Origin of the sequence: Curtobacterium sp. MCBD17_026, assembly GCF_003234895.2 — a bacterium.
In the GTDB taxonomy this organism is placed as follows: Bacteria; Actinomycetota; Actinomycetes; order Actinomycetales; family Microbacteriaceae; genus Curtobacterium; species Curtobacterium flaccumfaciens.
Window position 1 is genome coordinate 1,154,332 of the sequence record NZ_CP126281.1, and the last position, 18,335, is coordinate 1,172,666.

General features: G+C 70.7%; 19 protein-coding genes. 17 read left to right on the forward strand and 2 right to left on the reverse strand.

All coding sequences use genetic code 11. The annotated features are described in order from the left end of the window. The first annotated feature begins 3 nt into the window (after positions 1-3). Positions 4-606: a histidine phosphatase family protein gene (locus DEI85_RS05445; RefSeq protein ID WP_027464756.1), complete on the forward strand. Its 603-nt coding sequence runs from the start codon at positions 4-6 to the stop codon at positions 604-606. A gap of 49 nt (positions 607-655) precedes the next feature. On the opposite strand, the gene DEI85_RS05450 is transcribed toward DEI85_RS05445, so the two are convergent. Further along, positions 656-1,177, reverse strand: a complete 522-nt coding sequence (locus DEI85_RS05450) for a GNAT family N-acetyltransferase (RefSeq protein WP_258376259.1) — start codon at positions 1,175-1,177, stop codon at positions 656-658. Between the two features lie 23 nt (positions 1,178-1,200). Between DEI85_RS05450 and DEI85_RS05455 the strand changes: the two genes are divergently transcribed. Next, complete coding sequence (locus tag DEI85_RS05455) at positions 1,201-1,947, forward strand: 4-hydroxy-tetrahydrodipicolinate reductase (protein WP_258376260.1); 747 nt, start codon at positions 1,201-1,203, stop codon at positions 1,945-1,947. 15 nt (positions 1,948-1,962) lie between these two features. Next, positions 1,963-2,427 (forward strand): tetratricopeptide repeat protein, encoded by a 465-nt coding sequence (locus tag DEI85_RS05460; protein ID WP_110859270.1) that lies wholly within the window; start codon positions 1,963-1,965, stop codon positions 2,425-2,427. Positions 2,428-2,446: 19 nt separating this feature from the next. Here DEI85_RS05460 and DEI85_RS05465 read toward each other — a convergent pair whose 3' ends face one another. Continuing rightward, entirely contained in the window at positions 2,447-3,361 is a 915-nt protein-coding gene (locus DEI85_RS05465) for a TIGR01777 family oxidoreductase (RefSeq protein WP_111123118.1), read from the reverse strand. Positions 3,362-3,399: 38 nt separating this feature from the next. Between DEI85_RS05465 and DEI85_RS05470 the strand changes: the two genes are divergently transcribed. The 14 genes from DEI85_RS05470 (at position 3,400) to dapF (ending at position 18,246) form a co-directional block, all read left to right on the forward strand. After that, positions 3,400-4,230 carry a thymidylate synthase gene (locus DEI85_RS05470; RefSeq protein WP_035807687.1) on the forward strand — a complete coding sequence of 277 codons (831 nt, stop codon included), beginning with the start codon at positions 3,400-3,402 and terminating at the stop codon, positions 4,228-4,230. After that, positions 4,230-4,718, forward strand: coding sequence for a dihydrofolate reductase (locus DEI85_RS05475; RefSeq protein ID WP_111123119.1), 489 nt, complete (start codon positions 4,230-4,232; stop codon positions 4,716-4,718). The genes DEI85_RS05470 and DEI85_RS05475 overlap by 1 nt, the downstream gene beginning before the upstream one ends. Positions 4,719-4,900: 182 nt before the next feature. Continuing rightward, complete coding sequence (gene dapA / locus DEI85_RS05480; protein WP_017885921.1) at positions 4,901-5,878, forward strand: 4-hydroxy-tetrahydrodipicolinate synthase; 978 nt, start codon at positions 4,901-4,903, stop codon at positions 5,876-5,878. A 49-nt stretch (positions 5,879-5,927) separates the two neighbouring features. Further along, positions 5,928-7,604 carry a ribonuclease J gene (locus DEI85_RS05485; protein WP_111123120.1) on the forward strand — a complete coding sequence of 559 codons (1,677 nt, stop codon included), beginning with the start codon at positions 5,928-5,930 and terminating at the stop codon, positions 7,602-7,604. Between the two features lie 96 nt (positions 7,605-7,700). Then, positions 7,701-10,643: an FtsK/SpoIIIE family DNA translocase gene (locus DEI85_RS05490; protein ID WP_111123121.1), complete on the forward strand. Its 2,943-nt coding sequence runs from the start codon at positions 7,701-7,703 to the stop codon at positions 10,641-10,643. A 5-nt stretch (positions 10,644-10,648) separates the two neighbouring features. Then, positions 10,649-11,293, forward strand: a complete 645-nt coding sequence (gene pgsA, locus DEI85_RS05495; protein WP_181436305.1) for a CDP-diacylglycerol--glycerol-3-phosphate 3-phosphatidyltransferase — start codon at positions 10,649-10,651, stop codon at positions 11,291-11,293. After that, the gene (locus tag DEI85_RS05500; protein WP_258369818.1) at positions 11,266-11,817 is read left to right on the forward strand and encodes a CinA family protein; all 552 of its coding nucleotides are present in this window, start codon (positions 11,266-11,268) and stop codon (positions 11,815-11,817) included. The genes pgsA and DEI85_RS05500 overlap by 28 nt, the downstream gene beginning before the upstream one ends. 154 nt (positions 11,818-11,971) lie before the next feature. Beyond that, the gene (locus DEI85_RS05505) at positions 11,972-12,280 is read left to right on the forward strand and encodes a helix-turn-helix domain-containing protein (RefSeq protein ID WP_027464765.1); all 309 of its coding nucleotides are present in this window, start codon (positions 11,972-11,974) and stop codon (positions 12,278-12,280) included. Between the two features lie 86 nt (positions 12,281-12,366). Continuing rightward, positions 12,367-12,591, forward strand: a complete 225-nt coding sequence (locus DEI85_RS05510) for a DUF3046 domain-containing protein (protein WP_027464766.1) — start codon at positions 12,367-12,369, stop codon at positions 12,589-12,591. A gap of 272 nt (positions 12,592-12,863) precedes the next feature. Beyond that, a complete protein-coding gene (gene recA / locus DEI85_RS05515; RefSeq protein WP_027464767.1) occupies positions 12,864-13,925 on the forward strand; it encodes a recombinase RecA in 1,062 nt (353 codons plus the stop codon). Then, positions 13,922-14,836 carry a regulatory protein RecX gene (locus DEI85_RS05520; RefSeq protein WP_111123123.1) on the forward strand — a complete coding sequence of 305 codons (915 nt, stop codon included), beginning with the start codon at positions 13,922-13,924 and terminating at the stop codon, positions 14,834-14,836. The genes recA and DEI85_RS05520 overlap by 4 nt, the downstream gene beginning before the upstream one ends. A 26-nt stretch (positions 14,837-14,862) precedes the next feature. Further along, the gene (miaB, locus tag DEI85_RS05525; RefSeq protein ID WP_111123124.1) at positions 14,863-16,359 is read left to right on the forward strand and encodes a tRNA (N6-isopentenyl adenosine(37)-C2)-methylthiotransferase MiaB; all 1,497 of its coding nucleotides are present in this window, start codon (positions 14,863-14,865) and stop codon (positions 16,357-16,359) included. Between the two features lie 49 nt (positions 16,360-16,408). Then, complete coding sequence (miaA, locus tag DEI85_RS05530) at positions 16,409-17,359, forward strand: tRNA (adenosine(37)-N6)-dimethylallyltransferase MiaA (RefSeq protein WP_375231868.1); 951 nt, start codon at positions 16,409-16,411, stop codon at positions 17,357-17,359. Then, positions 17,356-18,246 carry a diaminopimelate epimerase gene (gene dapF / locus DEI85_RS05535; RefSeq protein ID WP_110859279.1) on the forward strand — a complete coding sequence of 297 codons (891 nt, stop codon included), beginning with the start codon at positions 17,356-17,358 and terminating at the stop codon, positions 18,244-18,246. The genes miaA and dapF overlap by 4 nt, the downstream gene beginning before the upstream one ends. The last annotated feature ends 89 nt before the right edge of the window (positions 18,247-18,335 follow it).

Below are 18,335 nucleotides of genomic sequence, written 5' to 3' on the forward strand. Positions count from 1 at the left end.
GACATGTCGCACTACCTGTACCTCGTCCGACACGGCGAACACCAGGACGCCGAACACGGCCTGCGGGACGGCAAGCTCTCCGAACGCGGCAAGCGTCAGGCGACCCTGATCGCTGACCGTCTCGGCGGTGTGCCCTTCGACGGCGTGTACCACTCGCCGCTCGAGGCCCCGAGCGAGACCGCCGCGTTCCTGTCGCAGCGCCTGCCGTCGATCCAGCCCGAGCCCTCGACGCTGCTGTTCGACTGCATCCCCTCCGGCCCGACCCCGGACATGCCGCACGCCTACCAGGGCTGGTACGGCGGCATCACCGAAGAGGAGATCGTCGCCGGGCAGGCCCAGATGGGCGACGCCGTGTCGGAGTGGTTCACCCCGGCGCGCGAGGACCGGCACGACCTGCTGATCACCCACAACGCCGTGATCGGCTGGTTCGTGCGCGAGGCGTTCCAGGCCCCGGAGTGGCGCTGGATGGGCACGAACGTCGCCCACACCGCGCTCACGATCATCCGGATCCGGTCGGCGAAGCCCGCCGAGGTCGTCACGCTGAACGACCTGGCCCACCTGCCCGTGGAGCTGCGCACCGGTCTGCCGGTCGACCAGCCCGTCTAGCGGCTGCCCGTCCGGTACGCGGCGACGCGGCCGGGAGGCCCGTGGCGGCTCAGGCGATCGGCTCGCGGCCCGTCTCCGTGCGGTCCACCGCCCTGCGGTACCAAGCGGTGGCGTTCGGGTTGTCGTTGAACGGCTCGACCCGCTGGTACCCGCGACCGCGGTACATCGCGCCGGCCGCCACGAGCGAGTCGTTCGTGTCGAGGACGATGCTCGTCGCACCGAGGTCGGCCCCGGCCCGCTCGAGCAGGTCCATCACGGCCGTCGCCACGCCCGTGCCGCGCCCGGCCGGCACCACGAAGACGTGCTTGACCTCGAACCGGACGTCGACGGCACCGGTCGCGTCGACCCCGTCCGCGATCCGACGGAGGCCGCCGCATCCGACCGCGACGCCGTCGTCGTACGCCACCGCGAACACCCCGTTCGGCGGCGTGAACTCGGCCGCGGGGGTGCGCTTCCGCGAGTACGTGCCCTGCGCGCTCGGGAACGTCGCCTCCCGTTCGTCCAGGTACGCATCGAGCAGCGCGTCGACCTCGGGCAGATCGGCCGGCATGGTCCTGACCTCGACTGACATGCGTCGATCCTAGGATGGACCGCATGGTCACTCCCGTCGCCGTCGTCGGCGCCACCGGTCGTCTCGGGGGCCTCGTGGCGTCCGTCGTCGAGGAACTCCCGGAGTTCGAGCTCGTCACCCGCCTGTCGTCGAAGGACGGCGCGCACGAGGCGCCGCCGTCGGTCTTCGGCGGCGCGGCCCTCGTGGTCGACGTGACGGTGCCGTCGCTCAGCCCGGCGATCGTGGAGAACGCGCTCTCGAGCGGCGCGAACGTGCTCGTCGGCACCTCCGGCTGGTCGCTCGACCGGCTCGCGAAGCTCCGCACCGGGCTGCAGGAACGCCCGGACCAGGGGGTGCTCGTGGTCCCGAACTTCTCGATCGGCTCCGTGCTCGGCACGCACCTGGCGACGATCGCGGCCCCGTGGTTCCCCGCCGCCGAGATCGTCGAGACCCACCACGCCGGCAAGATCGACTCGCCCTCGGGCACCGCGGTGCGCACCGCCGAGCTGATGGCCGACGCCCGGCGCGAGGTCGGTCCCGTGGACGCCCCGCACGTCGACCAGCGCGCCCGCGGCCAGCAGGTCGCCAGCGTGCCCGTCCACTCGCTCCGGCTCCCCGGGGTGAAGGCCGTGCAGGACGTCGTGCTGAGCGGCCCCGGCGAGACGCTGACGATCCGGCACGACACCAACGACGACGTCGCCTACGTCGCGGGCATCCGTGCGGCGCTGGCGAACGTCGTCGCGGCGCGGGGCCTCACCGTGGGCCTCGGCAGCGTCCTCGGCATCGGCTGAGGCGTCATGGGTCGGATGGAGCGGGCCGGACGCACGATCCGCTCGCCGTTCTGGGGTGCGGCGCTGATGGCGGTGCTGCTCGCCCTGTACATCGTGCTGGTCGGGCAGCGCGCCGTCGCCTTCATCGCGACCGGGATCCCGATCGGCATCGGCATCGGCGTCGCGCTGTTCGTCGTGGCCGCGATCGGGGCGCTCCTGCTCGTGCTCGAGTTCCGCTTCGGCATCCGCATCACCCGGCTCGGCGGACGGCTCGAGGCCGAGGGCGGCACCCCGGACGACGTCGTCCCGGTGCGGCCGTCGGGCCGACCGATCCGCGACGCCGCCGACGAGCTGTTCCCGCGGTACCGCGACGCGGTCGAGCAGGACCCGGCCGACTGGCGTGCCTGGTACCGGCTCGGTGTGGTCTACGACGCCGCCGGTGACCGCAAGCGTGCGCGATCGGCGATGCGCACCGCCCTGGCGCGCGCCGCCGACCGCTGACCGACCGCCCGGCGTCGGATCAGAAGACGGCGTCGATCGCGTCCGCAGCCTGCGTGTACCGGAACGTGTAGCCGGACTCGATCAGCTTCGTGGGGACCATCCGCTGGCTCGACAGGAGCATGTCGTCGGCGGCGTCCCGCAGTGCCAGGCGCAGGGCGAACTCGGGGATCCGGAAGAGGTACGGGCGGTGCAGGACCTCGGCGACGTGCTTCGTGATGCGGTCGGCGACGACGGGCTCAGGACCCGCCAAGTTCACCGGGCCGGAGACGTCCGGGGCCGCGGTCGCCAGGTGCACGATCGCGCCCACCTCGTCCTCGAGCGCGATCCAGGGCCAGTGCTGGCCACCGGTGCCCAGCCGGCTGCCGACGCCGAGCTTGGTCAGCGGCACGAGCGGCGCGAGTGCACCACCGCCCTTGCCGATGACGATGCCGGTGCGGAGCGTGACGACGCGGACCCCGGCGGGAGCGGCGTTCGCGGCTGCTTCCCACGCGGTGCAGACGTCGGCGAGGAAGCCCGTGCCCGGGGCGGCGTCGTCCTGCAGCACGTCGGCCGGGCGGTCGCCGTACACGCCCGAGGCCGAGCCCGACAGGAACAGCGCCGGGGGAGTGGCGGCGTGCCGCATCGCCTCGACCAGGGTGTCGGTGGCGTCGATGCGCGAGCTGCGGATCTCCTTGCGGTAGGCGTCCGTCCACGGCAGCTTGCCGATGTTCGCGCCGGCCAGGTTGATCACCACGTCGGCGCCGTCGAGGATCGCCGGGTCGAGCGGACGCCGCCCCGGCGCCCAGCGGAACTCGGTGGCGGTGCGCGCTTCGCGGCGGACGAGCGTGGTGACGTGGTGCCCCGCCTCGCGCAGGGCGCGGACGAGGGGCGTTCCGATGAACCCGGACGAGCCGGCCACCAGGATCGAGAGCGGTTGTTCCGTCGTGTCGGGCATGCCCGCAACGCTACTCACACCGACGTAGGCTTCTGTGTGTGACCGACAGCGAGACCGTACAGCCCGACGCCTCCGTCCCGACCCCCTACGAAGACCTGCTCCGCCGGGTCCTGACCGAGGGATCGCCGAAGGGTGACCGCACCGGCACCGGCACCCGCAGCCTGTTCGGCGCGCAGCTCCGCTACGACCTGTCGAAGGGGTTCCCCCTCGTCAGCACGAAGCGCGTGCACTTCAAGTCGGTCGCGTACGAGCTCCTCTGGTTCCTGCGCGGCGAGGGCAACGCGACCTGGCTGCAGGAGCACGGTGTCCGGATCTGGAACGAGTGGGCGGACGCCGACGGCGACCTCGGCCCGGTGTACGGCGTGCAGTGGCGCTCGTGGCCCACCCCCTCGGGTGAGCACGTCGACCAGATCGCCCAGGTCATCGAGCAGATCACGACCAACCCGGACAGCCGTCGGCTCATCGTCTCGGCGTGGAACGTCGCCGACGTGCCGGACATGGCGCTCGCCCCGTGCCACGCGTTCTTCCAGTTCTACGTCAACGACGGCAAGCTCTCGTGCCAGCTCTACCAGCGGAGCGCCGACATGTTCCTCGGCGTCCCGTTCAACATCGCCTCGTACGCGCTGCTGACCCACATGATCGCGGCGCAGACCGGGCTCGAGGTCGGCGACTTCGTCTGGACCGGCGGCGACTGCCACATCTACGACAACCACGTCGAACAGGTCGAGGAGCAGCTGTCCCGCACGGCGTACCCGATGCCGACGCTCGAACTCGCACCGCGCGACTCGATCGACGACTACGAGTACGAGGACTTCACCGTCGTGGGCTACGAGCACCACCCGGCGATCAAGGCAGCGGTCGCCGTCTGATGATCGGCATGGTCTGGGCCCGTTCGACCACCGGTGTCATCGGTGCCGACGGCGGCATGCCCTGGCACGTGCCCGAGGACCTGGCGCACTTCAAGCAGGTCACCGGCGATGCGACCGTGCTGATGGGCCGACGCACCTGGGAGTCCCTGCCCGAGCGCTTCCGGCCGCTGCCCGGTCGTCGCAACGTCGTGCTCACCCGTGACACGACGTGGACGGCCGACGGCGCCGAGGTCGTGCACGACCTGCAGGCCGCGCTCGACACCGACGAGACCGTCTGGGTCATCGGCGGCGGCCAGGTGTACGACGCCGCACTCGACGCGGCCGACCACGTCTCCGAGACCCTGATCGACGTCGACGTCCCCGGCGACACCGTCGCACCCACGCTCGGCGAGGCGACCGGTTGGACGCTCGCCGACGAGGGCCCCTGGCAGGAGTCCCGGAACGGCGGCACCCGCTACCGGTTCCTCGAGTGGCACCGCAGCGCGTGACCACTCGGAACCAGGTTCCGGACACAGCACCGCGCTGTCCCGTGGTGCGGTGTCCGGAACCTGGTTCCCACCGGGCGTGACCGGCGGGACGGACGTGATCCGGGCCTCCCGGTCGCGCCGCAGGCGGTCCACCGTCCACACGGACGGCGGTCCTCGCGCGCATCCCCGGTACGCTGGTGCCCGTGTCCCCGCGTGAGAATCCCTTCGGTCAGGTCCTCGTCGCCCTCGTGACCCCGTTCACGGCCGACGGCGAGGTCGACTGGCCCGGCGTCGAGCAGCACATCGACGACTGCATCACCGCCGGTGCCGACGGCATCGTCGTCACCGGCACGACCGGCGAGACGTCGACGCTGACCGACCCGGAGAAGCTCCGTCTGGTCGAGGTCGGCAAGTCCGTCGCCGCCGGTCGCGCGAAGATCATCACGGGCGGTGGCTCGAACGAGACCGCGCACGCGATCCACCTGTACAAGCAGAGCGAGAAGGCCGGCGCGGACGGCGTGATGATCGTCACGCCGTACTACAACAAGCCGACGCAGTCGGGTGTCCTCACCCACTTCCGGATGATCGCGGACGCGACCGACCTGCCGGTGATCCTGTACGACATCCCGGGCCGCACCGGCATCCCGATCACGTACGACACGATCCTGCGCGCGTCGAAGCACCCGAACATCCTCGCCGTGAAGGACGCCAAGGGCGACTTCGCCGAGGTCTCGCGGGTGCTGAACAACACCGACCTCATGTACTTCTCCGGCGACGACACGAACGTGCTCCCGCACCTGTCGATCGGCGCCACCGGCCTGATCGGCGTGACCGCGAACATCACGTCGGCGCCGTACCGCACCATCGTCGACGCCGTGAACCGGGGCGACCTGGCCACTGCGACGGCCGAGCACAAGCGACTCGAGCCGCTCGTCCGCGCCGTGATGACGCACGTTCCCGGTACCGTGGCCGCGAAGTACATCCTGCACGGGCTCGGCCGCATCGGCAGCCCGCGCGTCCGACTGCCGCTCGTCGGCCCCGAGGACTCCGAGGCGTACGCCATCGAGACCTCCCTCGAAGCCGTGCGTGACGTGCCCGGCGCCGACTTCTCGAACTTCCGCCCCGACCGCAACGCGGCGGCCGGCGGTGCACTACCGAAGGTGCCAGGCACCACCCGCTAGCGAACACCGCGGCGCGCAGCACGCGCGTCGCCCGAATCCGTAGGACCGAATGCCCACACAGATCTCCGAACCGCAGCCGCTCGAAGCCGGCACCCTCCGCGTCGTCCCCATCGGGGGCCTCGGCGAGATCGGTCGCAACATGACCGTCTACGAGTACGAGGGCAAGCTGCTCATCGTCGACGCCGGCGTGCTGTTCCCCGAGGAGCACCAGCCCGGTGTCGACCTGATCCTGCCGGACTTCTCGCCGATCCGTGACCGCCTCGACGACGTCCTCGGCGTCGTGCTCACGCACGGCCACGAAGACCACATCGGCGCCGTCCCGTACCTGCTCAAGCTCCGCGACGACATCCCGCTGATCGGCTCCACGCTCACCCTCGCGCTGGTCGAGGCGAAGCTCAAGGAACACCGGATCAAGCCGTACGCGCTCGTCGTGGCCGAGGACCAGACCGAGCAGATCGGCCCGTTCCACCTCGAGTTCGTCGCCGTGAACCACTCCATCCCGGACGCCCTCGCCGTCGCGATCACGACCCCAGCCGGTCGTGTGCTGCACACGGGTGACTTCAAGATGGACCAGCTCCCGCTGGACGACCGCATCACCGACCTCCGTGCGTTCGCCCGTCTGGGCGAGGCCGGCGTGGACCTGTTCCTGCCGGACTCCACGAACGCCGACGTGCCGGGCTTCACCGCTCCGGAGCGCGACATCGGCCCGGTGCTCGAGAACATCATCATGCGCGCCCGCAAGAAGGTCGTCGTGGCGAGCTTCTCGTCGCACGTGCACCGTGTGCAGCAGGTCCTCGACGCCGCCGCAGCCGCGAACCGCAAGGTCGCGTTCATGGGGCGCTCGATGATCCGCAACATGACGATCGCCGCCGACCTCGGGTACCTGCGGGTGCCGGAGAACGTGCTCATCGACACGAAGAAGGCGAAGAACGTCCCGGACGACCAGATCGTCTACATGTCGACCGGGTCGCAGGGCGAGCCGATGGCCGTCCTGGCCCGCATGGCGAACCTCGAGCACCAGATCGAGATCGGCGAGGGCGACACCGTCATCCTCGCGTCGTCGCTCATCCCGGGCAACGAGAACGCCGTGTACCGCGTCATCGACGGGCTGACCAAGCTCGGTGCGAAGGTCGTGCACAAGGGCAACGCGAAGGTGCACGTCTCCGGACACGCCTCCGCCGGCGAACTGCTCTACTGCTACAACATCCTGCGGCCGCGCAACGTGCTCCCCGTCCACGGCGAGCACCGCCACCTGTACGCGAACGCCGACCTGGCGATCCAGACGGGTGTCCCGCCGCGCAACGTGATCCTCGGGCAGGACGGCATCGTCGTCGACCTGAAGGACGGCGTCGCGACGGTTGCCGGCCAGCTCGACATCGGCTACGTCTACGTGGACGGCTCCACCGTCGGCGAGATCACCGACGCCGACCTGAAGGACCGCCGCGTCCTGGCGGAAGAGGGTTTCATCTCGATCTTCGCCGCGGTGGACTTCACCACCGGGCAGTGCGTGATCGGCCCGGAGATCCAGTCGCGTGGCTTCGCCGAGGACGACTCCGTGTTCGACGACGTCCGCCCGCAGATCGCCAAGGCGATCTCCGAGGCTGCCGCCAACGGCACGCGCGATTCGCACGCCTTCGCGCAGGTCGTCCGCCGCACGGTCGGCCGCTGGGTGAACACGAAGCACCGTCGTCGTCCGATGATCGTCCCGGTGGTCATCGAGGCGTAGCGTCCGTTCCCGCCCTGGAGGCCCGTCCAGCGTCCGTCACGGACGCTGCGGCGGGCCTTCCTGCGTTTGTCCTGAGCGGGCGTTAGGGTTCTGCCCATGGCCGGAGGCACCAAGTCGACCACGCGCTCGCGCGCGTCCACGTCGTCCCGTGGCAACGGGACGCGCGGTTCGTCGCGCACCCAGGCCACGACGAAGAAGCTGCCGCAGGCCGCGCCCACGCCGGTGTTCCGCGAGCAGAACCCGCTCGTGACCTTCTGGCTCGCGATGGCGCACGGCGTCGGCGCGATGTTCCGGCTGCTCGGCAAGGAGACCCTCGAGAAGGACCAGCGGCGCGACGGGTTCCCGTTCCTGCTGTTCCTGCTGGCCATCGCCGGCGGGGTCGTCGAGTGGCTCAACCCGACCAACAGCGTCTCCGTCGCACTCGACGCGTACACGTTCGGTGGGCTGTTCGGCCGCCTGGCGTTCGCCCTGCCCGTCATCATGATCGTGTTCGCCGGGTGGCTGTTCCGGCACCCGGCCTCCGTGCACGACAACACCCGGATCGGCATCGGCCTGGGCATCCTGATCGTGTCGATCGCCTCGCTCTGCCACGTCTTCGGTGGCCGACCGAGCGCGGCCGACGGCATGCCCGCGCTGGCCGCCGCCGGCGGGGTGCTCGGCTGGGTGGTCATCGGCTGGCTCGTCACGATCGCGACCGCCTGGGTGGCCGTGCCCGTGGCGATCGTGCTGCTGGTGCTCTCGCTCTTCATCATCACCAAGACGCCGCCGAACAAGCTCGGTCGCCGACTGCACGAGCTCTACGCCTACCTGTTCGGCGCACCGGCCCCCGCGGCCGAACCCGAGGCCGACGCCGCCGCCGTGGCGGAGCCCGCCGCCCGCGCCCGCACGTCCAAGCGCGGCAAGAAGGGCGACGCCGACTTCCAGCTGTTCGACGACCTCGGGTTCGGTGACGAGCAGGCCGCTGCCGCCGCCGAAGCCGATGGCGACAACGTGCCGTGGTGGCGCCGGAACAAGTCCGGGCGCGAAGAGGACCCGGCGTACGACAGCCCGGTGCTGCCCCCGGCCACCGGGGTCGCCCCGGCTGCCGCTGCCGTCGCGCCTGCTGCGCCTGCTGCGCCTGCTGCGCCCGTCGTGCCCGCTGCGTGTCCGAACGCCGGTGCCGCCGCCGGGCTCGTCGACCTCACGCCGGCCGAGCCCGCGTCGGTCAACCTCAACGACTCCGTCGAACAGGACCTGCAGGATGCCGAGCAGGCGCTCCGCGCGTTCGGCACCGACGTCCCCGCGCCGCCGGAGCCGACGGCCGACATCCGTCCCGCGGTGCCCGAGGTGCTGTCCGAGCCCGAGATCGTCGACGAGCCGGAAGACATCGACGCCGACGCCGAGCTCAGCGCGGCCGCCGCCGGGTCCGACGAGGACCCGTCGAAGCCCTACCGACTGCCCGCTGCCACCACGCTGAGCTCCGGAACGCCCTCGGTCGCGCGCAGCCAGGCGAACGACGACATCGTCGCCGCCATCACCGGGGTGCTCACCGAGTTCAAGGTCGACGCGAAGGTCACCGGGTTCTCCCGCGGGCCGACGGTGACCCGGTACGAGATCGAGCTCGGCCCCGGCGTCAAGGTCGAGCGCGTCACGGCCCTGTCGAAGAACCTGTCGTACGCGGTCGCCTCGAACGAGGTCCGCATCCTGTCGCCGATCCCGGGCAAGAGCGCCATCGGCGTCGAGATCCCGAACACCGACCGCGAGATCGTCTCGCTCGGCGACGTGCTGCGCTCGAACGCCGCCCGCAAGTCGAAGCACCCGATGACGATCGGCGTCGGCAAGGACGTCGAGGGCGGTTTCGTCGTCGCGAACCTGGCGAAGATGCCGCACCTGCTCGTCGCCGGCTCCACCGGTTCCGGCAAGTCGGTGTTCATCAACTCGATGATCACGTCGCTGCTGATGCGCGCGAAGCCGTCCGAGGTCCGCATGGTCCTGGTCGACCCGAAGCGCGTCGAGCTCTCGATCTACGCCGGTGTCCCGCACCTCATCACGCCCATCATCACGAACCCGAAGAAGGCGGCCGAAGCGCTGCAGTGGGTCGTGAAGGAGATGGACATGCGGTACGACGACCTGGCGTCGTTCGGGTTCCGCCACGTCGACGACTTCAACAAGGCGATCGAGAACAACGAGATCGTCCTGCCCGCGGGCAGCGAGCGGAAGCTCAAGCCGTACCCGTACCTGCTCGTCGTCGTCGACGAGCTCGCCGACCTCATGCTCGTGGCGCCGCGTGACGTCGAGGAGTCGATCGTCCGCATCACCCAGCTCGCGCGAGCCGCCGGTATCCACCTGGTGCTCGCGACGCAGCGCCCCTCGGTCGACGTCATCACCGGGCTGATCAAGGCGAACGTGCCGTCGCGCATCGCCTTCGCGGTGACGAGCGTCACGGACTCCCGCGTCATCCTCGACCAGCCCGGTGCCGACAAGCTCATCGGTCAGGGCGACGCGCTCTTCCTGCCGATGGGTTCGTCCAAGTCGCTCCGCGTGCAGGGCGCCTGGGTGCAGGAGGGCGAGGTCGCCGAGGTCGTCCAGCACGTCACGCGGCAGGCGCAGCCCGAGTACCGCCAGGACGTCCAGGCCGTGGTCGAGCGCAAGGAGATCGACGCCGACATCGGCGACGACCTCGAACTGCTGCTCGCGGCCGTCGAACAGGTCGTGTCGACCCAGTTCGGTTCGACGTCGATGCTGCAGCGCAAGCTCCGCGTCGGTTTCGCCAAGGCCGGTCGCCTGATGGACCTGATGGAGTCGCGTGACATCGTCGGGCCGTCCGAGGGCTCGAAGGCCCGCGACGTCCTGGTGACCGCCGACCAGCTGCCCGCGGTGCTCGCGAAGCTCCGCGGCGAGGAGCCGCCCGCCGCGGCCGCTCCGGCAGCGCCGGCGCCGACGCCGTCCGGCGACGGTGACCGCTACGGAGCAGACCCGGTCGGGGACATGACCCGCGGGTACGATGAAGTCCACGACGAGCCCGATGAGGACGCGTGGGGACTGACGGGCAGGGAGTGACGGCGATGACCGCCTCGGACAGCACGAACACCACGCACGGCGCACGGTTCCCGTGGCGCGGGCGGCTGCTGCGCAAGGGCCCCGGCCCGGCGTCGACCGCGAACGTCGCGAACATCATCACGGTGGTGCGGATCCTGATGGCGCCGCTGTTCTTCGTCCTGCTGCTCGCCGACGCCGGCGACGACGGACCCCTGCGCATCTGGGCGGCGGTCGTCTTCGTCGTGGCGATCGTCACGGACAGCGCCGACGGCATCATCGCCCGTCGGCAGAACCTGGTCACGGACTTCGGCAAGCTCGTCGACCCGATCGCCGACAAGGTCCTCATCGGGGGTGCGCTGGTGGCGCTGTCGATCCTGGCCGAGCTGCCCTGGTACGTGACCTTGCTGATCATGGTGCGCGAGATCGGCATCACGGTCTTCCGGTTCGCGGTGCTCTCCGACCGGGTGATCCCGGCCAGCCGCGGCGGCAAGATCAAGACCGTGCTGCAGGCCGTCGCCCTGACGGCCGCGCTGTTCCCGTGGTGGAACCTGGTCGGCGACTGGGCGCACTGGGTCAACGGCATCCTGATGACGGCCGCGTTCCTGGCAACGATCCTGAGCGGGATCGACTACCTCTGGCAGGCATGGAAGCACAACCGCACCCCCGCCTGACCGGACCCGAGCGCTCGACGCAGGCCGCCCCTCCCGTCCCGGTCGCACCGGGACTCATCGCCGAACTGACGGCGCGGGGCGAGACCCTCGCCGTGGCGGAGTCGCTGACCGGCGGCCTCGTGGTCGCGACCCTCGTCGACGTGCCGGGGGCGAGCGCCGTCGTCCGCGGCGGCGTCGTGGCCTACGCGACGGCCGTGAAGCACTCCGTGCTCGGGGTCTCGGCGGAGCTGCTCGATGCCGAGGGTGCCGTGCACCCGGAGGTCGCCCGGCAGATGGCCGCCGGTGTCCGGATCGCGCTGTCCGTCGATGGGGAACCCGCGACGTGGGGGATCAGCACGACGGGCGTCGCCGGCCCGGATCCGCAGGACGGCAAGCCCGTCGGCACCGTGTACGTGGGGATCGCCTCCGCCGCGGGGGCAGAGGCCTTCGAGCTGCACCTCGACGGTGACCGGGGAGCAATCCGGCACGCCACCGTCTCCGAACTCCTTGCACGGATGTCGTCCGAGGTCCGGGGTCGGGAATAGGTCCCGTTTCCACTGGGTTACATCTCACGAAATCTCCAGCAGTACGGCAGCCAGCCTGGCTAACATGCTGCAACCGGCAACGCTATTGTTGCTGAACCCGAACTCGATCCACCGGACCGAGCGGGCGCGGAGACGACAGAGAGGAGGAGTTCTCATGGTTCTCGTTCGTCAGGAAATCGGCGATGTGCTCCGGGACTTCCGCTTGCAGAAGGGCCGGACCCTCCGTCAGGTCGCGTCCAAGGCCAGTGTCGCGCTCGGGTACCTCAGTGAGGTCGAGCGTGGGCAGAAGGAAGCCAGCTCGGAGATCCTCGCGTCCGTCGCGGATGCTCTGGACACGCCCATCTCGACCATCATGCGCGAAGTGGGCGACCGCCTCGCGATCGTCGAGGGGCTGACCCCCGTCCCCGACACGCTCCCGGACGACCTCGTCGCCGAGTTCGACAACGACCTCGCGGTGCGCTGAGCGCATCGCACCGAACGCCCCCGCCGGTCCTTCCCGGCGGGGGCGTTCTGCGTTCCGGCCCACGACCACGCGCCTAGGCTGGTCGGATGCGCGTGAGTGAGTTCTGGCGAGCCGTCGACCAGGTGTTCGGTGAGGCCTACGGTTCCGTGGTCACCCGTGACGTCGTGCTCGAAGGGCTCGGCGGTCGCTCCGCCGTGGACGCCCTCGCCGCCGGTGTCGATGCCCGCCGGGTGTGGGACGCGCTCTGCGACTCGCAGGACGTCCCGATGGACCGTCGGCACGGCAAGGGCCTGGCCGAACCCCAGGACTGAGGCGGTTCCGCGAGGCCGGGTACCCGAAACTGTGTTCGGCGTGTTGCTCGAACGCGTGTTCGATCGGTGGTAGCTTCCTCCACAGCGGCGTCGCCCGGGTGTTCCATCCACAGATCGCGTGACCGTCGGCAGTGATGTCGGTGGCTCGCCATAGGTTGATGGACATCGGGAACAGCCCGAAGCCTTGTCGCAGAACCATCGGCCTTGCACCATCGGCCGGCGTGGACGCGACAGCCTACAGGCGGCCGAACACGAGCACGAAGGAGCACCCCATGCCATCACCGGCAGACCGCGAGAAGGCCCTCGAGACCGCACTCGCACAGATCGACAGGCAGTTCGGCAAGGGTGCGATCATGCGCCTCGGTTCGGACGAACGCGCCCCCGTCAACGTCATCCAGACCGGGTCGGTGGCGCTGGACGTCGCGCTCGGCATCGGTGGCCTGCCCCGTGGCCGCATCGTCGAGATCTACGGCCCGGAGTCGTCGGGTAAGACGACCCTCACCATCCACGCCATCGCCAACGCCCAGCGCGCCGGTGGCATCGCGGCCTTCATCGACGCCGAGCACGCGCTCGACCCCGAGTACGCCAAGAAGCTCGGTGTCGACATCGACGCCCTGCTCGTGTCGCAGCCCGACACCGCCGAGCAGGCGCTCGAGATCGCGGACATGCTGGTCCGCTCCGGCTCCATCGACCTCATCGTCATCGACTCCGTCGCGGCCCTCGTGCCGCGCGCCGAGATCGAGGGCGAGATGGGCGACTCGCACGTCGGTCTGCAGGCCCGCCTCATGTCCCAGGCCCTGCGAAAGCTCGCCGGTGGCCTGAACCAGACGCAGACCACGATGATCTTCATCAACCAGCTGCGCGAGAAGATCGGCGTGTTCTTCGGTTCGCCCGAGACCACCTCGGGCGGTAAGGCGCTGAAGTTCTACGCGTCCGTCCGCCTCGACATCCGTCGCATCGAGACGCTCAAGAGCGGCACCGACGCGGTGGGCAACCGCACACGCGTCAAGGTCGTCAAGAACAAGATGGCGCCGCCCTTCAAGCAGGCCGAGTTCGACATCCTGTACGGCGTCGGCATCTCGCGCGAAGGCTCGCTGCTGGACTTCGGTGTCGACCACGGCATCGTCAAGAAGTCGGGTGCCTGGTACACCTACGACGGCGACCAGCTCGGGCAGGGAAAGGAGAACTCGCGTTCCTTCCTGATCCAGAACCCCGAGATCGCTGCCGACATCGAAGGCAAGATCCTCGCCAAGCTCGGCGTCGGTGGCGCCAAGGCCGAAGATGCCCCGGTCGAGTCGATCGCGCCGAAGCTCGCGGAGCGCAAGGGCGCGTGAGCACCGACCACGACGACGACGGCCTCGCACCGGTCACCGACCTGTTCGGTGCGAGGTCGCGTCGTCGTGCCCCCGTCACCCCGGTGACGCCCGCGATCCCCGAGCCTCCGGTGTCACCGGACGAACCGCGCGACACCGATGGTTGGGCGCTGCCCGAGTCGGACGAAAGCCGGGTGGACGAGTTCCCCGCATCGTTCGACGCCGATTCGCCGGTGCCGCTGCACGGTGCCCGCGGGCCGGCAGCGTGGGTGTCGCCCGTGATCGGCGACGGCAGCGGGCGCTCGAGCCGTGCGGAGCAGGACGGCTACGACTCCGAGACGGCTGATGCCAGCACCGCGTCGGTGTTTTCCATCGCCGGCGGCGAGGAGATCGACCCGGCCGACGCACCGCGTCCGCTCGACGAACAGCGGGCGGATGCCGAACGGATCAGCCTGCGCGCTCTCGGGCGCAAGGGCGTGAGCGAGTCCGAGATGCGGACCCTGCTGCTGCAGCAGGACCTCGACCCCGACGTGGTCGAGCACGAGATCGAACGCTTGACCCGTGTCGGGCTCCTCGATGACGTCGCCCTCGCCACCGACCTGGTGGATCGACTGCACGCCCGCAAGGGCCTCGGTCGACAGGGTGTCGTGACGGAGCTCCGTCGCCGGGGGATCGACCAGGTGGCGATCGACACCGCGCTCGACGAAGCCGCCGATGACGAGGACGACGAGTTCCTCCGCGCGCAGGAACTCGCCGACAAGCGGGCGCCGCAGATGCGCGGGCTCGACCGGGCCACTGCGGAACGCCGTCTGTCCGGCTTCCTGATGCGCAAGGGCTACAGCTCCGGGGTTGTCCGGATCGCTGTTGCACGTGCCCTCGACGGCGGTGGGAAACGGCCGCAACCCGGCCGCGGGACCGTACGGTTCGAGTAGTCGCCCCGACCTACACTGGAACGACCATGGCCACCGTCGAAGCGCGCCCCCGCACCTACGAAGTCCGCACCTACGGGTGCCAGATGAACGTGCACGACTCCGAGCGGTTGAGCGGATCCCTGCAGGCCGCGGGCTACACCGCGGCGGACGGTGCGCAGGCCGACGTCGTCGTCATCAACACCTGTGCGGTGCGCGAGAACGCGGACAACCGGCTGTACGGCAACCTCGGGCAGCTCGCGGGCATCAAGCGCGAGCACCCCGGCATGCAGATCGCCGTCGGCGGGTGCCTGGCGCAGAAGGACAAGAACGTCATCCTCGAGAAGGCGCCGTGGGTCGACGTCGTCTTCGGTACGCACAACATGGGGTCGCTGCCGACCCTGCTCGAGCGGGCGCGGCACAACGACGAGGCGCAGATCGAGATCCTCGAGGCACTCGACGTCTTCCCGTCGACGCTGCCCACCAAGCGCGACTCGACGCACAGCGGGTGGGTCTCGATCTCGGTCGGCTGCAACAACACCTGCACGTTCTGCATCGTCCCGTCGCTCCGCGGCAAGGAGAAGGACCGCCGTCCCGGTGACGTCCTGGCCGAGGTCCAGGCGCTCGTCGACGACGGCGCGATCGAGGTCACGCTGCTCGGGCAGAACGTGAACTCCTACGGGGTCGAGTTCGGCGACCGACAGGCGTTCGGCAAGCTGCTGCGGGCCACCGGCGCCATCGAGGGGCTCGAGCGCGTCCGCTTCACGAGCCCGCACCCGGCGGCCTTCACCGACGACGTCATCGACGCGATGGCGGAGACCCCGAACGTGATGCCCCAGCTGCACATGCCGCTGCAGTCGGGTTCCGATCGCGTGCTCAAGGCCATGCGCCGGAGCTACCGCAGCGAGCGGTTCCTCGGCATCCTCGACCGCGTCCGCGCGAAGATCCCGCACGCGGCGATCTCCACCGACATCATCGTCGGGTTCCCCGGTGAGACCGACGCCGACTTCGAGGACACCCTGCGCGTCGTCGAGCAGGCGCGGTTCGCCTCGGCGTTCACGTTCCAGTACTCGATCCGTCCGGGCACCCCGGCGGCGACGATGGACGACCAGCTGCCGAAGCACATCGTGCAGGAGCGCTACGAGCGACTCGTCGCCCTGCAGGAACGCATCACCGCGGAAGAGAACGCGCTGCAGGTCGGCCGGAGCGTCGAGGTGCTCGTCGCCTCGGGCGAAGGACGCAAGGACGACGCCACCCGCCGGCTCTCCGGTCGCGCGGAGGACTCCCGGCTCGTGCACTTCGCCGTGCCCGCCGGCTCCGAGGTCCCGCGCCCCGGCGACGTGGTCACCGTCGACGTCACCCGTGCCGCGCCGCACTTCCTGCTCGCCGACGACGACGCTCCGCTGCGCATCCGACGCACCCGGGCCGGTGACGCCTGGGACCGCGCGCAGGCCGAGAGCTGCGGCGTGCCCACACCCGCTGCCGCCGCGGGAGACGGGCCCCGTCCGGTCTCGCTCGGGCTGCCCACGCTCCGTGTCGGGCGCTGACCTGCCGACCGCCGGACCGTCGGGTGTTCCGCCCGTCGCCTCCGGAACGCTGTCCGGTGCCGGTGCCGGTGCCGCTGCCACTGCCGACCTGATCGCGGTCGTCGGGGCGACGGGCACCGGGAAGTCCGACCTCGGCATCGCGATCGCAGAGCGACTGCGTGCTGCCGGTCGCCCCGCGGAGATCATCAACGCGGACGCCATGCAGCTGTACCGGGGCATGGACATCGGTACCGCGAAGCTCCCCCCGGCCGAACGGCACGGCATCCCGCACCACGAGCTCGACGTGCTCGACGTCACCGACGAGGCGAGCGTCGCGGCGTACCAGGTCGCCGCCCGAGCCGACGTCGACCGGATCCAAGCCGACGGTGGCGTGGCCGTCCTCGTCGGCGGCAGTGGCCTCTACGTCTCCGCGGTGCTGTTCGACCTGGCGTTCCCGGGCACCGACCCCGCGCTCCGCGCGCAGCTCGAGCGCGAGCACGAGGAGCTCGGCCCGGGCATCCTGCTCGAGCGACTCCGCGCCCTCGACCCGGCGGCCGCCGCGACGATCGACGCACGCAACCCACGGCGGTTGATCCGTGCACTCGAGATCGCGAGCCGATCCGAGGTCGTGACCCCGAGCCTCCCGGCCTCGCCCCGCGCCTGGCGACCGTCCCGGATCCTGCACCTGCGGCGTGACCGCGAGCAGCTCGTGTCGGCGTTGCACGAGCGGGCCGCGCGGATGTTCGAGGCCGGACTCGTCGACGAGGTCGCGGCGCTCCGCGAGCAGGGACTCGAGCAGGGCAGGACCGCGCGCGGCGCCATCGGCTACTCGCAGGCGCTCGAGGTGCTCGCCGGCACAGCCACGCGCGAGCACGCGGTCGAGGCGACCGGCATCGCGACCCGGAAGTACGCCCGGCGGCAGGTGTCCTGGTTCCGCCGGTACGCCGATGCCGAGACGCTCGACGTCACAGGGGCGGACCGCGGCGACCTGTCGGAACTGGCCCGTAGGATCGTGCCGTGACCGAGCTGCACTTCACCAAGGGCCAGGGGACCGGCAACGACTTCGTCCTGTTCGCCGACCCCGACGCCACCGTCGACCTGACCCCCGAGCGGATCCGCGCGATCGCGGACCGACGCTTCGGCGTGGGCGGCGACGGTGTGATCCGCGCGGTGCGGTCCGAGGCGATCCCCGAGGGGCGTGCGCTCGTGGCCGTCGAGCCCGAGGCGACGTGGTTCATGGACTACCACAACGCCGACGGCACGATCGCGGAGATGTGCGGCAACGGCATCCGCGTGTTCGCCCGGTTCCTGACCGAGTCCGGCCTGGTCGAGCTCGCTCCCGGCGAGACGCTCACCGTCGGCAGCCGCAAGGGGCTGGTCGACATCCAGCGCACCACGAACGGGTTCGCCGCCGACCTCGGCCGCTGGGGCCTGGGCATCGAGGGCGGGGGCTCTGACGACGTGCTCGTGCGGGCCAAGAACCTCGACGGGGCGCGGCCCGGCATCGGCATCGACGTGGGCAACCCGCACGTGGTCGTCGCCGTCGAGACCGAGGACGAACTGGCCGACCTCGACCTGACCTTCCTGCCGGTGCTCGACCCGGCGCCGGAGCACGGTGCGAACGTCGAGTTCGTGCTGCCCGGCGACCCCCTCATCAAGGACGGCGTCGGCGAGATCACGATGCGGGTGCACGAGCGGGGGAGCGGAGAGACGCTCTCGTGCGGCACCGGGGCCGTCGCGGCTGCCCTCGCCACCCGCTACTGGGTCGGTGCCGGGGCGCCGGACACCTGGCGGGTGCGGGTGCCGGGCGGGCTGCTGACGGTGCGGATGACGGCGACCGAGGATGGCGAACACGTGTCGTTGTCCGGGCCAGCCGAGCTCGTGTTCTCGGGCGACCTGACGGTCTGAGGCGGGCGCGGCGGTCGCGCGGCGAGGCGGTCGCGCGGCGCGCGCTTCGTGAGCAGAAATGGTCGGCTGCCCAGGGGCGACCCGACCAT